The organism is Paractinoplanes polyasparticus (assembly GCF_019710575.1).
Lineage (GTDB): Bacteria > Actinomycetota > Actinomycetes > Mycobacteriales > Micromonosporaceae > Actinoplanes > Actinoplanes polyasparticus.
Genome location: NZ_JAHWFK010000030.1, coordinates 63405 through 80603 on the forward strand (window position 1 = coordinate 63405; position 17199 = coordinate 80603).

General features: G+C 72.5%; 16 protein-coding genes. 9 read left to right on the forward strand and 7 right to left on the reverse strand.

The window, feature by feature from the left end:
- Nucleotides 1-5: 5 nt before the first annotated feature.
- Together bioD and KXC43_RS26230 are read right to left on the reverse strand one after the other, a co-directional pair.
- A complete protein-coding gene (gene bioD / locus KXC43_RS26225) occupies nucleotides 6-782 on the reverse strand; it encodes a dethiobiotin synthase (protein ID WP_221378954.1) in 777 nt (258 codons plus the stop codon).
- Between the two features lie 797 nt (nucleotides 783-1579).
- Entirely contained in the window at nucleotides 1580-2749 is a 1170-nt protein-coding gene (locus tag KXC43_RS26230) for an 8-amino-7-oxononanoate synthase (protein WP_221378811.1), read from the reverse strand.
- Between the two features lie 132 nt (nucleotides 2750-2881).
- Between KXC43_RS26230 and bioB the strand changes: the two genes are divergently transcribed.
- Together bioB and bsaP are read left to right on the forward strand one after the other, a co-directional pair.
- Nucleotides 2882-3877: a biotin synthase BioB gene (gene bioB, locus KXC43_RS26235; protein ID WP_221378812.1), complete on the forward strand. Its 996-nt coding sequence runs from the start codon at nucleotides 2882-2884 to the stop codon at nucleotides 3875-3877.
- Complete coding sequence (gene bsaP, locus KXC43_RS53580) at nucleotides 3877-4053, forward strand: biotin synthase auxiliary protein BsaP (protein ID WP_438870915.1); 177 nt, start codon at nucleotides 3877-3879, stop codon at nucleotides 4051-4053. The genes bioB and bsaP overlap by 1 nt, the downstream gene beginning before the upstream one ends.
- Before the next feature lie 52 nt (nucleotides 4054-4105).
- Here the strand turns inward: bsaP and KXC43_RS26240 are convergent, their stop codons facing one another.
- Complete coding sequence (locus KXC43_RS26240) at nucleotides 4106-5149, reverse strand: GNAT family N-acetyltransferase (RefSeq protein WP_221378813.1); 1044 nt, start codon at nucleotides 5147-5149, stop codon at nucleotides 4106-4108.
- A 105-nt stretch (nucleotides 5150-5254) separates the two neighbouring features.
- Nucleotides 5255-5962: an ACT domain-containing protein gene (locus KXC43_RS26245; protein ID WP_221378814.1), complete on the reverse strand. Its 708-nt coding sequence runs from the start codon at nucleotides 5960-5962 to the stop codon at nucleotides 5255-5257.
- Nucleotides 5963-6231: 269 nt separating this feature from the next.
- Between KXC43_RS26245 and KXC43_RS26250 the strand changes: the two genes are divergently transcribed.
- Entirely contained in the window at nucleotides 6232-7008 is a 777-nt protein-coding gene (locus KXC43_RS26250; RefSeq protein WP_438870916.1) for a pyrimidine reductase family protein, read from the forward strand.
- Here KXC43_RS26250 and KXC43_RS26255 read toward each other — a convergent pair.
- Both KXC43_RS26255 and KXC43_RS26260 read right to left on the reverse strand, forming a co-directional pair.
- On the reverse strand, nucleotides 6996-7967 hold the full coding sequence (locus tag KXC43_RS26255) for a CU044_5270 family protein (RefSeq protein ID WP_221378816.1): 972 nt from the start codon (nucleotides 7965-7967) through the stop codon (nucleotides 6996-6998). The genes KXC43_RS26250 and KXC43_RS26255 overlap by 13 nt on opposite strands.
- Complete coding sequence (locus KXC43_RS26260) at nucleotides 7960-8559, reverse strand: RNA polymerase sigma factor (protein ID WP_221378817.1); 600 nt, start codon at nucleotides 8557-8559, stop codon at nucleotides 7960-7962. Before KXC43_RS26260 ends, KXC43_RS26255 begins: the two co-directional genes overlap by 8 nt.
- A gap of 194 nt (nucleotides 8560-8753) precedes the next feature.
- Here KXC43_RS26260 and KXC43_RS26265 point away from each other — a divergent pair, with 194 nt between their 5' ends.
- From KXC43_RS26265 to KXC43_RS26280, 4 genes are read left to right on the forward strand one after another with little or no spacing between them, the layout of a single operon-like run.
- Entirely contained in the window at nucleotides 8754-10502 is a 1749-nt protein-coding gene (locus KXC43_RS26265) for an ATP-binding protein (RefSeq protein ID WP_221378818.1), read from the forward strand.
- A 10-nt stretch (nucleotides 10503-10512) separates the two neighbouring features.
- Entirely contained in the window at nucleotides 10513-11694 is a 1182-nt protein-coding gene (locus KXC43_RS26270) for an exonuclease SbcCD subunit D (protein ID WP_221378819.1), read from the forward strand.
- Nucleotides 11691-14177, forward strand: coding sequence for an AAA family ATPase (locus tag KXC43_RS26275; protein ID WP_221378820.1), 2487 nt, complete (start codon nucleotides 11691-11693; stop codon nucleotides 14175-14177). The genes KXC43_RS26270 and KXC43_RS26275 overlap by 4 nt, the downstream gene beginning before the upstream one ends.
- Complete coding sequence (locus KXC43_RS26280) at nucleotides 14174-15154, forward strand: hypothetical protein (protein ID WP_221378821.1); 981 nt, start codon at nucleotides 14174-14176, stop codon at nucleotides 15152-15154. Before KXC43_RS26275 ends, KXC43_RS26280 begins: the two co-directional genes overlap by 4 nt.
- A gap of 121 nt (nucleotides 15155-15275) precedes the next feature.
- Here the strand turns inward: KXC43_RS26280 and KXC43_RS26285 are convergent, their stop codons facing one another.
- Nucleotides 15276-16061 carry a TetR/AcrR family transcriptional regulator gene (locus KXC43_RS26285; protein ID WP_308129260.1) on the reverse strand — a complete coding sequence of 262 codons (786 nt, stop codon included), beginning with the start codon at nucleotides 16059-16061 and terminating at the stop codon, nucleotides 15276-15278.
- A gap of 64 nt (nucleotides 16062-16125) precedes the next feature.
- Between KXC43_RS26285 and KXC43_RS26290 the strand changes: the two genes are divergently transcribed.
- Nucleotides 16126-16731, forward strand: coding sequence for a class I SAM-dependent methyltransferase (locus KXC43_RS26290; RefSeq protein ID WP_221378823.1), 606 nt, complete (start codon nucleotides 16126-16128; stop codon nucleotides 16729-16731).
- Nucleotides 16732-16916: 185 nt separating this feature from the next.
- Entirely contained in the window at nucleotides 16917-17195 is a 279-nt protein-coding gene (locus KXC43_RS26295) for a hypothetical protein (protein WP_221378824.1), read from the forward strand.
- Nucleotides 17196-17199: the final 4 nt, after the last annotated feature.

A 17199-nucleotide genomic window follows, 5' to 3' on the forward strand; every position in this document is an offset into this window, starting at 1 on the left:
GGCGGTCAGTGGTGGCCCTCGCCGAACTCTTCGGCCCAGACACGCCAGTTGTCGAGAACGCCGTACAGCGAGGGAGTCAGCCAGCCCGGGGCTGAGCGGCGGAAGACGCCGGGGTCCATGTCGCCCGCGCCCGACGGAAGGGCGCCGATCAGGTGGGGGACCAGCTCGCTCAGGTTGGCCCAGTGGACCAGCTCGGGGTCGTGGGGCCAGGCGCCGATGACGACGCCGGCCGGCACGCCTCGGCGGGCCAGGGCCTCCAAGGTGAGCGCGGTGTGGTTGAGGGTGCCCAAGCCGGCCCGGGCCACCACGATCGTGCTGACGCCCAGGGTGGTGGCCAGGTCGGCGACCGTCCACGATTCGCCCGAGGGGCGGACGCCCATCGGGACCAGCAGGCCGCCGGCCCCTTCGACCAGAACCAGGTCGTGCTTGTCGGCCTCGGCCCGGATGGCGTCGACCACCTCGTAGAGCTCGAGCGGCGGCAGGGAGGCCACGGTGGCGGCGGTCAACGGCGCCAGCGGGTCGGGGTATTCGGCGAGCGTGCGTGTGGTGTCGGGCGCGGCCAGGCGGGTGATGACCTCGATGTCGGTCGGTTCGCCGGTGGCGATGCCGGTCTGACCGGGCTTGACGACCGCGACGCGAAGGCCCGCCGCCTGGGCCGCGGCGGCCACGGCAGCGGTGACGATGGTCTTGCCGACCTCGGTGTCGGTGCCCGTCACCACGACGATCCCGCGCCACTCGCCGGCCTCGGGGCGCCGCGGGGCCGGTTGGGCCTGCGCGGACAGCTCGGCTGAGACCTCCGCGCTGATCGACTCGGCACTCGGCAGATCGTCGAGCCCCAGGCCCGTGCCGCCGGGAGCGGGCGAGACCGGCCTCGGCGCTTCCGGCACCGGGTGGCCGGGGGCGGGAGAAACAGGCACCGGCGAATCCGGCACCGGGTGGCCGGGCGCCGGAGAAACAGGCACCGGCGAATCCGGCTGGGGATGCTCGGGTGTCGGAGTGGCCGGCGCGAGCGGCGTCGGCGAGGCCGGCGCGACACCCGGCGGAGCCTCGACCGGAGGGATCTGCTCGGGCTCGACAGGGGGCGCTGTGGCGGCGGGACCGTCGGCGCGAGCGGTGGCGTCGCCCGTGGCGGTGACAGCGGCCGATTCGATTGCGGCAATGGTGGCGGCTGTGGGGTCGTTGGGTGCGGGCGCGACTGTGGCCGGGGCAGCGCTGGACACGGCCAAGGGACGTGGCGGGTTGGAAGCGTCGCCACCCTCAGCTGCGGCGAGGGCGCGGTGGGGTGGGTCGGTGTCGAGCTCGCCGCCGGAGCGCTGGGCGGAGTGGGCGCCGGCATTGCCGTGGGCGGGGCGGCTGCTCTGGGCGCCGGCGTCGCCGAGGGCGGGCTCGGCGGGCAGGAGTGCGGGCTCGGCCGGTGTCGGCAGCGAATCCAAGCCGATCGGGGTGAGGATCGTCTCGGCGTCGGGAGCGGTGGGCGTGAAGGATCCGGATCCGGCCCTGAAGACGGCTGTTGCCCGGGGGAGACGAGCCAGGATCTCGTGGAGGTCGGGGGAGGCCGCTTCTCGGCGGGTGGGGCGGGTCACGGGGCGCACTCCACGATGACATCCAGGGCGTGGGCGAAGTCGGGCTCGGAGATTCCCGCGTTGATGGTCAGGCGCAGGCGGGAGCTGCCGTCGGGGGTGGACGGCGGGCGGAAGCAACCCACCGCCACGCCGCGGTCGCGGCAGTCGTCGGCCCAGGCCAAGGCCGCCTCCGGGCCGGGAGCCAGCACCGACAGCACGCCGGCAGGGGGAACGGGAACCTCCAAGCCGGCGCCCGGGGCGGGCAGGCAGACTTTCAGGCCGGCGGCGCTGAGGCGGGCGACCGTCAGTTCGGCGCGGGCCCGCAGCAGGGCTCGGCGGTCGTCGGCGGCGCGGGCGATGCGCAACGCCTCGTGGACGCCGGCGGCGACGGCCGGTGGGAGCGCGGTGTCGTAGATGAAGGTGCGGCCGGTGTCGATCAGGTGGCGGCGGAATGCGGCGGGGCCGGCGACCACGCCGCCGGCGGCGCCCAGTGATTTCGACAGGGTGGCGGTGACGATCACGTCGTCCAGGCCGGACAGGCCGGCTGCGGCCACGCCGCCGGCGCCGGACGGGCCGAGCAGGCCCAGCGCGTGGGCGTCGTCGACCAGGAGCAGGGCGCCGCGGGCGTTCGTCACCTCGTGGAGGGATGCCAACGGGGCCAGGTCGCCGTCGACGGAGAACACCGACTCGGTGACGACCAGGGCACGGTCGGGGCGGTGGGTGTCGAGGATCTGGGCCACGGCGGCCGGCGAGTTGTGCGGGGCGACCACCGTGCGTACGCCGGAGATCTTGCAGCCGTCGATCAGGGAGGCGTGGTTGTAGGCGTCGGAGACGATCAGGTCGCACACGCTGGTGAGGCTGCGCACAGCGGCCAGGTTGGCCAGGTAGCCCGACGAGAAGACGAGCGCCGACGCCGACCCGAGCCAGGAGACCAGTTCCGCCTCGAGTTCCGCGTGGACCAGCGCCGATCCGCGCACCAGGCGCGAACCGGTGGCGCCCAGGCCGTACGCCGCAAGGGTTTTCGCCGCGGCCCCGATCACCGCGGGATGGGTGGCCAGGCCGAGATAGTCGTTGCCGGCCAGATCGACGACGGAGTCGCCGGCCGGCCGGGGCCGCAGCCGACGCGTCAGCCCCGCCTTGGACCGGCTTGCGGCCAGGCCTTCCAGAGCCTCCAACCAGCCCGCCAAGACAACCCTCCAACACCCTTCCGGGCGATCGCGAGACTGGGAAACTACCACCCACCACCGACAGCTTCGCCGCCGCGGAAGCTCCCCCCGCCCACCGCCCTCGAACGGCTCGAAGCTTGTTACGGTACGGGCATGTCAGAGATCCTCGACCGGGCCACAGCCCAGGTGCTCAACGACGGTATCGGCCTCGACGAGGCGCAGATCCTCGAGGTGCTGCGGTCGCCGGACGACGATCTTCCCGCGCTGCTCCAGCTCGCCCACGACGTGCGCATGAAGTGGTGCGGCCCCGAGGTCGAGGTCGAGGGCATCGTCTCGCTGAAGACCGGCGGCTGCCCCGAGGACTGCCACTTCTGCTCCCAGTCGGGCCTGTTCGCGTCGCCGGTGCGCTCGGTCTGGCTCGACATCCCCTCGCTGGTCGAGGCGGCTAAGCAGACCGCGGCGACCGGGGCGACCGAGTTCTGCATCGTGGCCGCCGTGCGCGGGCCCGACCAGCGCCTGATGGACCAGATGCGCGAGGGCGTCAAGGCGATCCGGGCCGAGGTCGACATCCAGGTCGCGGCCAGCCTCGGCATGCTCAGCCAGGAACAGGTCGACGACCTGGTCGAGATGGGCGTGCACCGCTACAACCACAACCTCGAGACCTGTCAGTCGCACTTCCCCAACGTGGTGACCACCCACACCTGGGAAGAGCGCTGGAGCACGCTCAAGATGGTGCGCGAGTCGGGCATGGAGGTCTGCTGCGGCGGCATCCTGGGCCTGGGCGAGTCGTTGGCGCAGCGGGCCGAGTTCGCGGCCCAGCTGGCCCAGCTCGACCCGCACGAGGTGCCGATGAACTTCCTCAACCCCCGGCCGGGTACGCCGCTGGGCGATCAGCCGGTGGTCGAGGGCAAGGACGCGCTGCGCGCCATCGCCGCGTTCCGGCTCGCCATGCCGCGCACGATCCTGCGCTTCGCGGGCGGCCGCGAGATCACCCTGGGTGACCTGGGCACCCGCGACGGGCTGCTGGGCGGCATCAACGCGGTGATCGTGGGCAACTACCTGACGACGCTGGGCCGCCCGGCCACGGCCGACCTCGAGCTGCTGCAAGACCTGAAGATGCCGGTCAAGGCGCTCTCGGCGACCATCTGATGTTCTGTGACCGATGCGGCGAACCGGCCGCGGAAGGCGCGCACAGCGCGTGCGCCGAAGCCCGGGCGCTCGAGCCGCCGCGCTTCTGCCCGGACTGTCGCCGGCGCATGAAGGTGCAGGTCGTGCCGACGGGTTGGAAAGCCACCTGCGTCGAGCACGGCACGCGTACGGCTTAGAAAGAACCCTTGGCGGCGGCGGCCCGGAGACCGCCGCCACCTCTCTCACCCGTCACCCGAAGGCGGCAGGAGTCTCTTTGCCCGCGCGGTGGCCCGCGATCGGCAGGGTCACGCTGACCAGCGTGCCGTCACGGTCGGCCGCCCCGCCGCCGAGGCGGCGCAGCGTGCGCAGCATGGCCACGTTGTCGGCCGCGGTGTGCGCGATGAGGGCGGCGAAATTGCCCTGCTCGGCGTACGCGTAGAGGCGCCGCAACAGGGCGGTGCCGATGCCGCGGCGCTGCCAGTCGTCGTCGACCAGCATGGCGACCTCGCCCAGGTCGCCCTCGGCGAGCAGATTGCCCATGGCCACCACGCGGTCGCCGGCCAGGGCCAGCAGGGTGCGTCCGTGGCCCGGCGGCTCGAGCAGCTGGACCAGCCGCGCGTCGGTGGGCGCACCGCTCAGGTAGCGCCGCTGCAGCGAGGCGGCCGAACTGCGGGCGTGCAGATCGCGTACGGCGTCGAGGTCGTCGATCGTGGCGGCGCGCAGCGTGAGCTCGGCGCCGTCGGGCAGCAGCAGCGTTGTCTGCCCTTCCTGCCGGCGCAGCATCGCGCCGGACAGCTCGACCAGGGCTTGCGCCCGCGCGTATTCGGCCGGGGTGAACGCCGGGGCCGCGCGCAGCACCTCGAACGAGCCGCCGGCCGGGTCGGCCAGGATCATCCGCGTGGCCTCGTAGCCGGGGCGCGCGAGCAGCGGATCGGGCCGCCAGCGCACCTCGGTCGCGTCGAGCAGGGCGACCAGCGCCTCGGCCAGCGTGTCGGACTCGTGGACCAGCCGGCCGGCCAGCGCGAGGGCCCGGGTCGGCTGGTCGACCAGGCCCTGCGCCTCGGCCCGGGCCACGAACGCGTCGCGGCCGCGGCCCTTGGCCACCGAGGCCAGCAGCTCGGACTCGGTCATCGTTTCGGGCGCGTCGACGAGGAAGTCGTCGACGGCGCCGGCCTCGGTCGTGTGCACCTGGACGGCGAGGATGTTCACCGACCGCAGGGCGAGGCTTGCGGTCAGAACGGAGAGGTATCCCGGTCGGTCGTCAACCGTTGCCCGGATCCGCCACAGCGCCATGGAGGGCACCCCTTTCGGCGAGTCACGTCAGCTTTACCGTCCCCAATTCTCCTCCGCCGCTGTTAACCGGACATTGCTTGAGCTGGGATTTCCGCGAGAGTCGAGTCACAGCGCGGACGGCACGGCGACCGCGTCGAGCCGGTCGCCGAGGATCACGGCGGCCGCGCGGATCAGCTGTGCCACCCGGTCGACCTCGGTGACGTGGAAGGCGGCCGCGGGCAGGTCGTCGGCGTCGGAGCGGGCGACCACCAGCACCAGGCCGGCCCGGCCGAACGGGGCGATCGCGAAACGGGTGCCGTCGGCGCCGGTCAGCGGCCGGGCCCGCAGCGGGGTGATCTCGGGCAGCTGCAGGGGGCCGGGGGCACGCCAGCTCGCGTAGGCCACGGTCGGATCGGAGGGCAGCGTGCGGGGAGCGTCGGCCCGCGCGGCCCAGTCGGCCGGCACGGTCGCGGCGGCTGCCCAGTCGGCGGCGAGCAGCCCGGGCACGGCGTCGACCAGCGTGGCCAGGCCGTCGGCCGGGTTGGCAGCCACCTGGGCCAGCAGCTCGGCGTCGTGGCCGCCGGAGACGGGGGCGCCGATCGCCTTCCAGACGCCGTCCACCTGCACGCCGGGGATGGCGGCGAGACCGGCCAGCAGCCGTTCGACGCGGGAGGCGCCCGGCCACACGACGGTGAAATCGTCGACGGCGCGGCCGCCCAGGCGTTCCAGCACGACCACCTGCACGATGTCGGCCCCGGCGACGCCCAGCGTGCGAGCCACCTGACCGAGGGCGCCGGGGCGATCGGGCAGAGTGACTCGGACCCGCAGCAACATGCAACTCCTCCCGCCTGTGAGGGGCACAGCGAGGCTGTCCCCTGAGGCGTACAGCCTGCCAATTCGGCGTTTCGCCCCGGTTGCGGCGCCGTGTCCGGCACATCATGTGATTCGGCTATGCCGAGGGTCACACCAGGTCACCGGGCATTTGTACCCGCCGTTCGTACCGTTCATGTCACCTGACCGGGGCACGACGGGCGGTAGGGTCGACGGGTGATCTGCAAGGCCTGCCAGGAGCGACGGCACGACGACTGCCGCGGCGGTTCGTGGTGCGACTGCCAGCATCGCGCGAGCAAGCCGACCCCGCCGGTGACCGGGCCGCCGGGCCCGTGACCAGCTTCCCCGCATGGCCGTCGTCGGCCGGCGAACTGGTCGAGCTGTATCCGCGCAACCCGTCGCCGACGCTGCGCGTCAACTTCATCGCCAGCGCCGACGGGGCCGTAACGGTCGGCGGGCTGTCCGGCGGGCTGCACGGGCCCGGCGACAAAGAGATCTTCGACTCGCTGCGGATGGTCTGCGACGCCCTGATCGTCGCCTCCGGCACCGTACGGGCCGAGAACTACGACGCGCTACGGCTGACCCCCGCCGCCCGGCAGTGGCGGATCGCGCACGGCCTGCCCGAGTTCCCGCTCATGGTGATCGTCTCGGGGTCCCTGAATCTCGACCCGGACCAGCTGATCTTCTCGGACGCGCCGGTCCGCCCGATCGTCGTGACGACGACCCGGGCCGACCCCTCCGCCCTGGCCGACATCGCCGACGTGATCGCCGTCGGTGACGACACAGTGGATTGCGCCGCTGCGGTCCGGGAGCTGAACGCGCGCGGCGCGACCCAGCTGCTCTGCGAGGGCGGCCCGCACCTGTTCGGCACCCTGCTCGACGCGGATCTGGTCGACGAGCTGTGCCTGACGGTCTCACCGCTGCTGGTCGGCGGCGGCCCCGGTCGCATCTCGTCCGGAGCCGCCGCCGAGCCGCGGCCGATGTCCCTGCGTCACGTGCTCACGCTCGAGAACATGCTCTTCCTGCGGTACGCCCGTCAGGGCAGCTGACCGGCCCGGTCGACAACCGCCACCTTCAGCTGCGCGGTCCACCCGATCACGGCCCCGGCCGGGAAGGGCGCCGCGTCGTTCTGCGCGACTTCCCGCTCGCCGAGGAACCGGTAGCTGGTCGCGTCGAAGATCAGGTCGTGCCGGGTGGCGTGGTGCACCTTGGAGACCGCGACGCCGCGCCGCCCGGCCAGGTCGACCTGTTTGACCACGGTGGTGCCGGGGATGGTGGCGGCCGCCTCGAACATGGCCGCGGCCGAGGCGGGCGGCACGTACTGTTCGCGCAGGGTGTCGCCGACCTTGACGAACGCCGTCACGTCGGGCGGGTTGCCGCCCTCCTTCCCGGTCTCGGCGCCGGCGTACAGCCACTCGCGCATGCCCTTCGCGTCGGTCGGCAGATTCCGCAGGTAGGCCGGGATCGGTGTGCCCTGGGCGGGGAGCGGCACGTTCTCGTGGACCGAGTGGGTGGGATCGGTGGCATCCTTCGGGTCCGTCGCCCGCTCGCGCAGCAGGCCGTCGCGGGTGCCGTCGGCGGACAGCCAGATGCGGCGGTTCTTCTCGACCGGCGGGATGTATTTCGCGTCCTTCATGTCGCCGCTCGCCGAGGCCTCGGCGCCGCCCCAGGCCACCAGCGACTCGACGTAGACGAACTGGTCGGGACGAGCCGGTTGGACCGGTTCGCGGCGGGCCTCGGCCGCGGCCAGACGCAGCACCTGGGCGGCCTCGGTCGAGGACTGTTGCTCCCGCTGCTCCGGCTGCTCCGGGTTCACGCCCACGACGGTGAAGGCGACGGCGGCCGTGACCACGCCGACGGCGGTGGCGGGGATCAGGCTCCACACCCACCGCTTCCTGGCTTTCCGCGGTTCGGCGCGGAACATGCGCGCCCGGGCGCCCGTGAGCACGGCTGCCGTGGGCGGTGGCACGTCGCTGCGGAATTTCTCCATCAGGTCCAGGTCATTCATGGTCGTTCCCGTTCGTGAGGTCGAGTTCGGGGAAGCCGTGCAGGGCGGCTCGGAGGCGCTTGCGGGCGCTGTGCAGGCGGGAGCGGACGGTGCCGACCGGGATGTCCAGGGCGCGAGCCACCTCGGGATAGCTGAGCTGGGCCTGGCTGACCAGCGTCAGCACCTCGCGTTCGCCCACGTTGAGGCGGGCGAGGACGCCGGCCAGGGCCTTGACGTGCTCGGCCGCGGTGACCTGGGCCGGCACCGTGTCCTCGGGGCCGGCCAGCGCGGGGTCGAGCCCGGTGCGGGCGAGCGCGCGGTATTGCCGGATCTCGGTGCGCTGATGGCCGCGCAGCAGGTTGGCCGCTATGCCGTAGAGCCAGGGGAGGGCGTCGGGCCGGCTCAGGTCGTACGCGGACCGGCTCTTGAAGGCCGTGAGGAAGGTCTCGGCGGTGAGATCGTCGGCGAGTGTGCGCCCCACGCGCCGGGCCAGGTAGCGGTGGATGGTGGCGGCGTGCCGGTCGAAGATCGGGCCGAAGCTCTCCGGCTCGGTGGTCGAAAGCCTGATCAGGTCGCCGTCGGTGAGCTCGGCCCGGGTGGCCGTGGGTCTCATGCGGTGCCTCTCGCGTCCGGTGGAATCGCTGTCACCCCGCTATTGGCCGATCGGCTCACATCGGTTCATTGATGGGCGCGCCTCCACCATCGAACCAAGATCTTGTGGATAACTCTGTGTATGAGCACTAGAAGTTGTGGACAACTCGTGCCAACCCCTGGCGGATGCGAGTTCTGTCGTACCCCTGGTGCAACATGATCGGCGTGTCTGACGAAATTTCCCCCGTCGGGCGGGTGCTGGGAACTGCCGATGCCACGCCGCTCCAGTTCTGGACGGCTGTGTCCGAAGGCAGCTACTTGCAACTCGACGACGTCGTGGTGACCAAGCGTGACCTGCCGGACCGCGAACCGGTGACGATCGCCGGCGTGGTCACCCAGGTGCGGGCGCGCCACGAGGGCGCCCAGTTCGACTCCGACGTCTTCGCCATCGCCGAGGGCACACTGCCGGCCGTGGTGCAGGAGGCGGCCGAGATCACCACCACCCGGGTCGACCCCGAGCTGTACGTCCCGCCCTCGCCCGGTGCGGTCGTGCACCGGGCGACCGGCGAGGCCCGCGACGCCGCGCTGCACTTCGACCGGATGGACAGGCGCATCCCGATGGGCACCGGCCGCGACGGCGTGCCCGTCTACCTCAACGCCGACTTCCTCGACGGCACCCGCGGCGCGCACGTGTCGATCTCCGGCATCTCCGGGGTCGCCACCAAGACCAGCTTCGCGACGTTCCTGCTCTACTCGGTGTTCCGCTCCGGCCAGCTCGGGGCCGACGGCGCCAACGCCCGTGCGCTGATCTTCAACGTCAAGGGTGAGGACCTGCTCTTCCTCGACCACCCCAACACGAAGCTCGACGAGGCCACCCGGGCCAACTACAAGCTGCTCGAGCTGCCGGCGACGCCCTTTTCCGACGTACGGGTCTATGCCCCGCCCCGAGCGGGCGACTCGTCCGGCGCGCCCGACGTGAGCAGCCGGCTCACCGGCGTCGACTCGTTCTACTGGACGCTCGAGGAATTCTGCTCGCTGCGCCTGCTGCCCTACGTGTTCGCCGACGCCGACGACGAGCGCCAGCAGTACACGATGGTCGTCCACTCGGTGACCGCCCACCTCAACCGCTACGCCGTGCCCGCCGAGGGCGGCATCAGCATCGACGGCAAGCGGATCGGCTCGTACGGCGATCTGGTCGACCACATCGTCGAGCAGCTCACCGACGACGAGACGAGGTCGACCTGGGCCGGCTCCGCGGTCAACATGGGCACGGTCAACGCGTTCGCCCGCCGCCTCATCGGCAGCAAACGCGACCTGGCCCGGCTTATCCGCGGCGACCTCGCCCAGCGCCGCCCCCACCAGATCAAGACGGCCGAGTCGGCCCAGGTCACGGTGGTCGACCTGCACAACCTGCCCGACCGGGCCCAGCGGTTCGTGGTCGGTGTGACGCTCAAGACCGAGTTCGAGGAGAAGGAGAAGGCCGGCACCGGCCGCCCGCTGCTGTTCGTCGTGCTCGACGAGCTGAACAAGTACGCCCCGCGCGAGGGCAGCTCCCCGATCAAGGAGGTGCTGCTCGACATCGCCGAGCGGGGGCGGTCGCTCGGGGTCATCCTGATCGGCGCCCAGCAGACCGCCAGCGAGGTCGAGCGGCGCATCGTGACCAACTCGGCGATCCGCGTGGTCGGCCGGCTCGACCCGGCCGAGGCGGCCCGGCCCGAATACGGCTTCCTGCCCCCGGCCATGCGGCAGCGCGCCCTGCTGGCCCGCCCCGGCACGATGTTCGTCAACCAGCCCGACATCCCGGTCCCGCTCTGCGTCGAGTTCCCGTTCCCGGCCTGGGCCACCCGCAAGTCCGAGTCCGGCCCACCGCCCGCCGAGACGATGAAGTCGATCGTCCAGGGCGCCGATCCGTTCGCCGTCGTAGGCAGCCGCGGCGGTTCGTCCGACGACGACATCCCGTTCTAAGGTTCTCCCGATGCGCATCCTGCACACGTCCGACTGGCACGTCGGCAAGGTCCTCAAGGGCCGCGGCCGGCACGACGAGCACATTCGCGTGCTGGCCCAGGTGGTCGAGATCGCCCGGGCCGAGCGGCCCGACCTGGTGATCATCGCCGGTGACCTCTACGACACCGCTGCGCCGACGGCCGACGCGACCAAGGTGGTCACCCGGGCGCTGACCGCGCTGCGCAACACCGGCGCGCAGGTGGTTGCGATCGGCGGCAACCACGACAACGGGCCCGCGCTCGACGCGCTGCGCCCGTGGGCCGAGGCGGCCGGCATCGTGCTGCGCGGCGCCGTGCGCGACAAGGCCGATGAGTTGCTGATCACCGGCGAGACCGCCGGCGGCGAGAAGTGGCAGCTCGTCACCCTGCCGTTCCTCTCCCAGCGGTACGCGATCCGGGCCGCCGAGATGTACGAGCTGACCGCGGCCGAGGCCAGCCAGACCTACGCCGACCACATCGCGCGGCTGATCGAGCGGCTCAGCGACAAGTTCGACCAGCCCGGCGTGATCAACCTGCTCACCGCCCACCTGACGATCGTCGGCGCCTCGGCCGGCGGCGGCGAGCGCGAGGCACACACGATCATGGGGTACGCCGTGCCGGCCACGGTCTTCCCGCGCAACGCCCACTACGTAGCGCTGGGTCATCTGCACCGGGCCCAGCAGGTGATCTCGCCCTGCCCGACCCGCTACAGCGGCAGCCCGCTCGCGGTCGACTTCGGCGAGGAGGAGAACATCTCCTCGGTGGCGATCGTCGACGTGGCGGTCGACAAGGCGGCCCGGGTGCGCGACGTGCCGATCACCGGGGCGATCGCGCTGCGTACGGTCCGCGGCACCCTCGAACAACTGGCGACGGTGAACCTTCCGGACGCCTGGCTCCGTGTCCTCGTACGCGAGAAGCCGCGGGTCGGCCTCCGCGAGGACGTGCAGGAGCTGCTGCCCAACGCCCTCGAGGTGCGGATCGACCCCGAGATGATGCCCGACCGGGCGGGGGAGCGCATGGCACAGCGGGCCGGTCGGTCGCCGCGGGAACTCTTCGGCGACTACCTGGACAGTCGCGACAACGCCGACGACGGCGTCCGCGAACTCTTCGACGAGCTGTACGACGAGGTGAGCACCGTGAGCTCTGGCTCGGAGCGAAGCGGAGCGGGGTCATGAGGCCGATTCGGCTGGATATGGCGGGGTTCACCGTCTTCCGGGACGAGACGAGTGTCGACTTCACCGACGCCGACTACTTCGCGCTGGTCGGGCCGACCGGCTCGGGCAAGTCGACGGTTCTCGACGCCATCACGTTCGCGCTGTACGGCACCGTCCCGCGGTGGGGCGGCAGCCGCGGCATCGGCAACGCGCTCGCCCCCTCGGCCACCGAGGCGCGGGTGCGGCTCGTCTTCGAATCGGCCGGCGACCGCTACGTGGCCACCCGCGTCGTCCGGCGTGACGGCCGCGGCAACGTCAAGACCGCCGGCGCCGGCCTTCAGCTCATGCCGCCCGGCTTCGACGTGTCGAAGCTCGACACCGGCATGGACCTCGAGGACCTGGGCGAGGTGCTGGCGGGCACCCCGGCCGAGATGGACCAGGCCGTGCTCGACGCCGTCGGGCTGCCGTTCGAGCAGTTCACCAGCTGCGTCGTCCTGCCCCAGGGCCAGTTCGCCGACTTCCTGCACGCCAAGCCGGCCACCCGTCAGCAAATTCTGGTCAACCTGCTCGGCCTGCACGTCTACGAAGAGGTGCAGACCCGGGCCAGTGGCCGGGCACAGACGGCCGAGGGCAAGCTGGCCGTGGTCGACCAGAACCTGGCCGCCCTGGCCGACGCCACCGACGAGGCCGTCGGGGCGGCCGAGCAGCACGTCGCCCGCATGCGGGAACTGACCGTCGCCGTCGAGGCGGCCGTTCCCGGGCTGCGGGCCAAGCGGGCGGCCGAGGCGCAAGCCGCTTCGGCGCGGGACGCGCTGGATGCCGAGGTGCGGCTGCTCTCCTCAGTGCGTACGCCCGCGGGAAGCGTGGAAACCGCCGGCGTGACCGCCGCCGCGAGGGCGACCGCCGCTCAGACCGCGGACGAGGTCCGCGCAGCGGAGGAAAAGGAAGAGAAGCTCCGTGGGGAGCTCGCCGCGGCCGGTGACGCCGGGTCGCTCAGCCTCATGCTCGACCGGCACGCCGAGCTCGAGAAACTGGTCGGGCAGGCCGACTGGTTCGCGGGCGAGGTGTCCGTGGCCGAAGTGGAGCACAAGGACGCCGCGGCCTCGGCCGAGATTGCCCACAGCGCCCACTTGGGCGCCACCCAGCTGCTCGAGCAGGCCCGCCTCGACTACACCGAGGCGCAGCGGATCGACCGGGCGGCCGCCCTGCGCGCGCATCTGACCGCCGGCGATCACTGCCCGGTGTGCGAGCAGACTGTGACCACCGTGCCGCCGGTGCCCGAGGAATCCGCCGTTCGGGCCGCCGAGACCAGTGGCAAGGCCGCGCGGGCGGCGGCCGAGATCGCCGAGAAGGCGTGGCAGCAGCGGGACGCGGTCGCCCGCAAGCTCGAGAGCAACCTCGAACGCAAGCGAGCCCAGCACGAACACCACCTGACGCGGCTGGCCGAGGCGCGGGCCGCGGTGGCCGAGTCGCCCGGCGTCGAGGCGTTGCGCCGGCAGCTCGCCGAGATCGACCGGTTCCAGAAGCAGCTCGACCAGGCGGGCGCGGCCGTGCGGACGGCACGCTCAGCCAACCGGCAGGCCCAAGCCGCGGTGATCGCCGCCGAGGACAGGCAGCGCTCGGCCTGGCGTGAGTTCGACACCGTACGCGACCAGGTCGCGCGCTTCTCGCCGCCGCCGGCCGACCGCGACGACCTGGCCGGCGCCTGGGCCCTGCTCGTCGAGTGGGCCGTCGGCCTGGCCGCCGAGCGCGCCGCCGCCCGCGACGAGGCCGAGGGCACGGTCGCCTCGGCCCACCGCACCACCGTTGCCGCGCTGCAAGAGATCGCGGCTCTCTTCACAGCGGCCGGCGTGGCCGTGCCGGCCTCCGACGAGTCCTCGCTCATCCGCGCGGCCGCGATCACCGCCGAACGCTCCGAGGCGGCCCTGCAACGGCTGGTCGACCGCCGCGCGCAGGCCCACGAGCTCGCCGAGCAACGGATGACGCTGCAACGCGAGATGCGGGTGGCCAAGTCGCTGGCCGGGCACCTGCGGGCCAACAACTTCGAGCGCTGGCTGCTGGAGGAGGCGCTCGACCTGCTCGTCGACGGCGCGTCGCGGATCCTGCGCGAGCTGACCGGCGGCCAGTACGACCTGATCCACGACAAGGGCGAGTTCTTCGTGATCGACCACCACGACGCCGGGCTGCGGCGCGGGGTGCGCACGCTCTCGGGCGGCGAGACCTTCCAGGCCTCGCTGGCCCTGGCGCTGGCCCTCTCGGAGCAGCTGGCCGGCATGTCGACCACGGCCGCCAGCCTCGAGTCGATCGTGCTCGACGAGGGCTTCGGCACGCTCGACGCGGCCACGCTGGACGTGGTCGCGGCGACCTTGGAGAACCTGGCCGCGCGGGGTGACCGCATGGTCGGCGTGGTCACCCATGTCAACGCGCTGGCCGAGCGGGTGCCGGTGCGGTTCGAGGTGCACAAGGACGCGCGGACAGCGCACGTGGCGAGGGTGGGCCTTTGACCAGGATGTTCGTGGACGCGTGGGACCCGTCCTACGGCTCGTCGTTCGAGGGCGGCTCCGAGAGCGGGGACGGCCCGGCCTCGGCCAGCAGCGCCCAGGTCGACACCGATGTCGAGGTGCCGGCGGCCGAGTGGGCGCCGATCGACGTCTCGTCGTCGGTGCGCTGCCCCGACGTGGTCTTCCTGGTCGACGGCGTGCGGCGCAACGACGCGGGGCTGTGGACGGCGGAAGAGGACGGCACGTCGTACGCCGGGCTGGCCGCCTCGTACGCCGCCGGGGTGGTCCGATGCGACCTGGCCCGGGGCGCAGCCGAGCTGGTGGGCGCGCGGGTCGGCCGGGGGTTGTTCACGGCGAGCCCGTCGGCCGGGGACGTGCAGGCCGGTTCGGTGCGCTACGAGGTGCACCGCATCCACGGCGCCGGGGAGGCCAGCAAGCTGCCCGCCGCCGTGCAGGGCCCGCTGACCGCGCTCGAGATCGACATCTCGGCCACGGCCCGCGACACGAGCTCCGACGGCCGCGACCTGCTCGTGGTCGACGGGCCCCTGCGCAACCGGCGGCAGCTGCCGCGCACGATCGGCTACGTCAAGACGCAGCAGAAGCAGTACCTGCCGGCCGCGCTGACCACGGTGGTGACGTCGTTGAAGCCCGGCCAGCGCACGCCGGTCTTCCATCTGGGCACGGTGTGGGGCGGCTGGTCCTGGTATCTGCGCCTGCCCGGCGGGTCCGGGGCGCCGTGGTCGGGCATCGTGCGGATCGAGTGCTCGCCCGATCTCCCACCCGAGGAGGCGATCGAGCTGGCCGACATCTCGGGCGCGACGCTGCCGCGCTTCGCGTCATCGGCCTACAAGGATCCGCGGGCGCCGCAGAACCTCGTGCCGATCGCCGGACTCGAGCGGCGGCTGCGCGGCCTGCTGGGCGATTCCCGGGTGCTGCACCGCGCGCTGACCCTGGCCACCGCGCGGTCGCGCGTCAACTAGTTCCTGTGCGTGGTCTGTTGGGCGGTTCGCGGGTGCTGCTCTGCGCGCTGACCCTGGACACCGCGCGGTCACACGTCAACTGGTTCCTGCCCTCGGCGCGGTTCGCGTGCCGAGCCCGGAGTCAGCGCAGGATCGACGCCACCAGGCGGCGGATGGGCGGCGGTTCGTCTCCGCCGGCTTGGCTGATCGTTTCCGCGTCGGCTCGGGCTGCTGCCCAGCCGCTGGCGAATGCCAGGTGTGCCGCGCCGACCAGGGTGAGCGCCAAGGCGTCGATGTCGGCGTCCGCGGGCACCCGGTGCTGGGCCTGCTCGGCGGTCAAGTAGGTGGCGAGAACTGCGCTCGCCTCATCCAGCAGCGGCAGGCCCGCAGTGCGCAGGACCCCACCTGGCCGGCCTCGAGTTGGCAGGCGCGCAGCTCGTTGGCCTTCAGGGGGCTGGCCCGCGCCTCGGAGGCTTCCAGGTGGCTGATTTCCAGCCGGCAAGGCTGCGGTTGGCAAGCCCGGATCTCGCAGGTCCCTACTTCGTGTTGCTTCGCCCTGGTGGGCCTCTGTTCGCCGACTCGTGTTTCGCAGACGGGCGCGTAGATCGTCGCGCGACAGGATGAGCGCGACGAGTCCCCGGCCCACCGGATCGAACACGAAGGTCAGCGCGTCGGCGATGTTCTCGTCGACCGGGCCCGAACCGGCCGTCTCGCACATGGTGGCGCCCCACGCCTCGAATCCCGCGATGCGGCGGCGCACCAGCTCGGCGAGGAAGTCGTCGAAGTCGGCGAAATGCCGGTGCAGCACACCTTTGGCGCAGCCGGCCTCGGTGGTGACCGCGCGGCTGGTCAGAGCGCTCGGCCCGTCCGACAGCAGGACGCGCTGGGCCGCATCGAACAGTTGCTGGCGTACGTCGCGCAGCGCCACTCCGGTCGGCACCTTCTCAGCCTCGCACATCGACCAGTGGGCGCATGCCCACTAGAGTGGGCGCATGCCCACTTCAGAGGCCGAGGCCTTCCGCGACCGCCGTGCGGCGGAGTCGTTCGGCGTGGACGCTCCGCGCTACGACCGCACCCGCCCCAGCTATCCCGGCGAGCTGATCGCCCGGCTGGCTGCCCCCCGAGTCCTCGACGTGGGCATCGGTACCGGCATCGTCGCCCGCCAGCTCCGCGCGACCGGCTCCCACGTCACCGGCGTCGAACCGGACCCGCGGATGGCCGCCTTCGCCCGCGACGGCGGCTTCGAGGTCGAGGTGGCGACGTTCGAGCAGTGGGATCCCCGCGGCCGCACCTTCGACGCCGTGGTCGCGGGCCAGACATGGCACTGGGTCGACCCGGTAGCCGGCGCGGCCAAGGCGGCGTCGGTGCTACGGCCGGGCGGGCGGTTGGCGCTGTTCTGGAACGCGGGCCAGCCCTCACCCGCGGCGACCGCGGCGTTCGCCGACATCTACGAGCGCTTGCTGCCCGGCAGCAGGCTGGCCGCCGCCTACCGGGCGTCGGCCGGCAACGGGACGACTCCGGCGGCGAGCCCCGGGCCCCCGGTCCGGCCGCCCCGAGCACCCAAGTCGCGGCCGGGCAAGCTGCGGCTGGGCAGTTAGGGGAGGGGCAGGCTGCGGCTGGGCAGTTAGGGGAGGGGCAGGCTGCGGCTGGGCAGGCTGCGGGCGGGCCAGTTGCGGCTGGGCAGGCTACGGCTGGGCAGGCTGCGGGCGGGCCAGTTGCGGCCGGGCAGGTTGTGACTGCGCAGGTCGGGAGCGGGCCGGTTGCGAGTGGGCCGGTCACGGCTGTGCAGGGCTATACGGTCTTCCTGGACAAAGCGGACGACGCCATCCGGGCGACCGGCGCTTTTGCCGAGTTCGAGCGGTGGTCGTTCGAGTGGGAGCGGGTCTACACGCGAGCTGAGTGGCTCGATCAACTGCCTGCTCAGGGCCTGCTCACGACGCTGCCGCCCGATGAGGTGGCGGCGCTCAGCTCGGCTACCAGCGCCGCCGTCGACGCTCTTGGCGGCAGCTTCGCCATGCGCTTCACCACCCTTGCCACCACCGCGATCAGGGTCAGCCGATAGCCTG

Coding starts and splice junctions, on each gene's coding strand:
- bioB (WP_221378812.1), top strand. CDS start 2,882: ATGTCAGAGATCCTCGACCGGGCCACAGCCCAGGTGCTCAACGACGGT.
- bsaP (WP_438870915.1), top strand. CDS start 3,877: ATGTTCTGTGACCGATGCGGCGAACCGGCCGCGGAAGGCGCGCACAGC.
- KXC43_RS26240 (WP_221378813.1), bottom strand. CDS start 5,149: ATGGCGCTGTGGCGGATCCGGGCAACGGTTGACGACCGACCGGGATAC.
- KXC43_RS26245 (WP_221378814.1), bottom strand. CDS start 5,962: ATGTTGCTGCGGGTCCGAGTCACTCTGCCCGATCGCCCCGGCGCCCTC.
- KXC43_RS26255 (WP_221378816.1), bottom strand. CDS start 7,967: ATGAATGACCTGGACCTGATGGAGAAATTCCGCAGCGACGTGCCACCG.
- KXC43_RS26260 (WP_221378817.1), bottom strand. CDS start 8,559: ATGAGACCCACGGCCACCCGGGCCGAGCTCACCGACGGCGACCTGATC.
- KXC43_RS26265 (WP_221378818.1), top strand. CDS start 8,754: ATGATCGGCGTGTCTGACGAAATTTCCCCCGTCGGGCGGGTGCTGGGA.
- KXC43_RS26270 (WP_221378819.1), top strand. CDS start 10,513: ATGCGCATCCTGCACACGTCCGACTGGCACGTCGGCAAGGTCCTCAAG.
- KXC43_RS26275 (WP_221378820.1), top strand. CDS start 11,691: ATGAGGCCGATTCGGCTGGATATGGCGGGGTTCACCGTCTTCCGGGAC.
- KXC43_RS26290 (WP_221378823.1), top strand. CDS start 16,126: ATGCCCACTTCAGAGGCCGAGGCCTTCCGCGACCGCCGTGCGGCGGAG.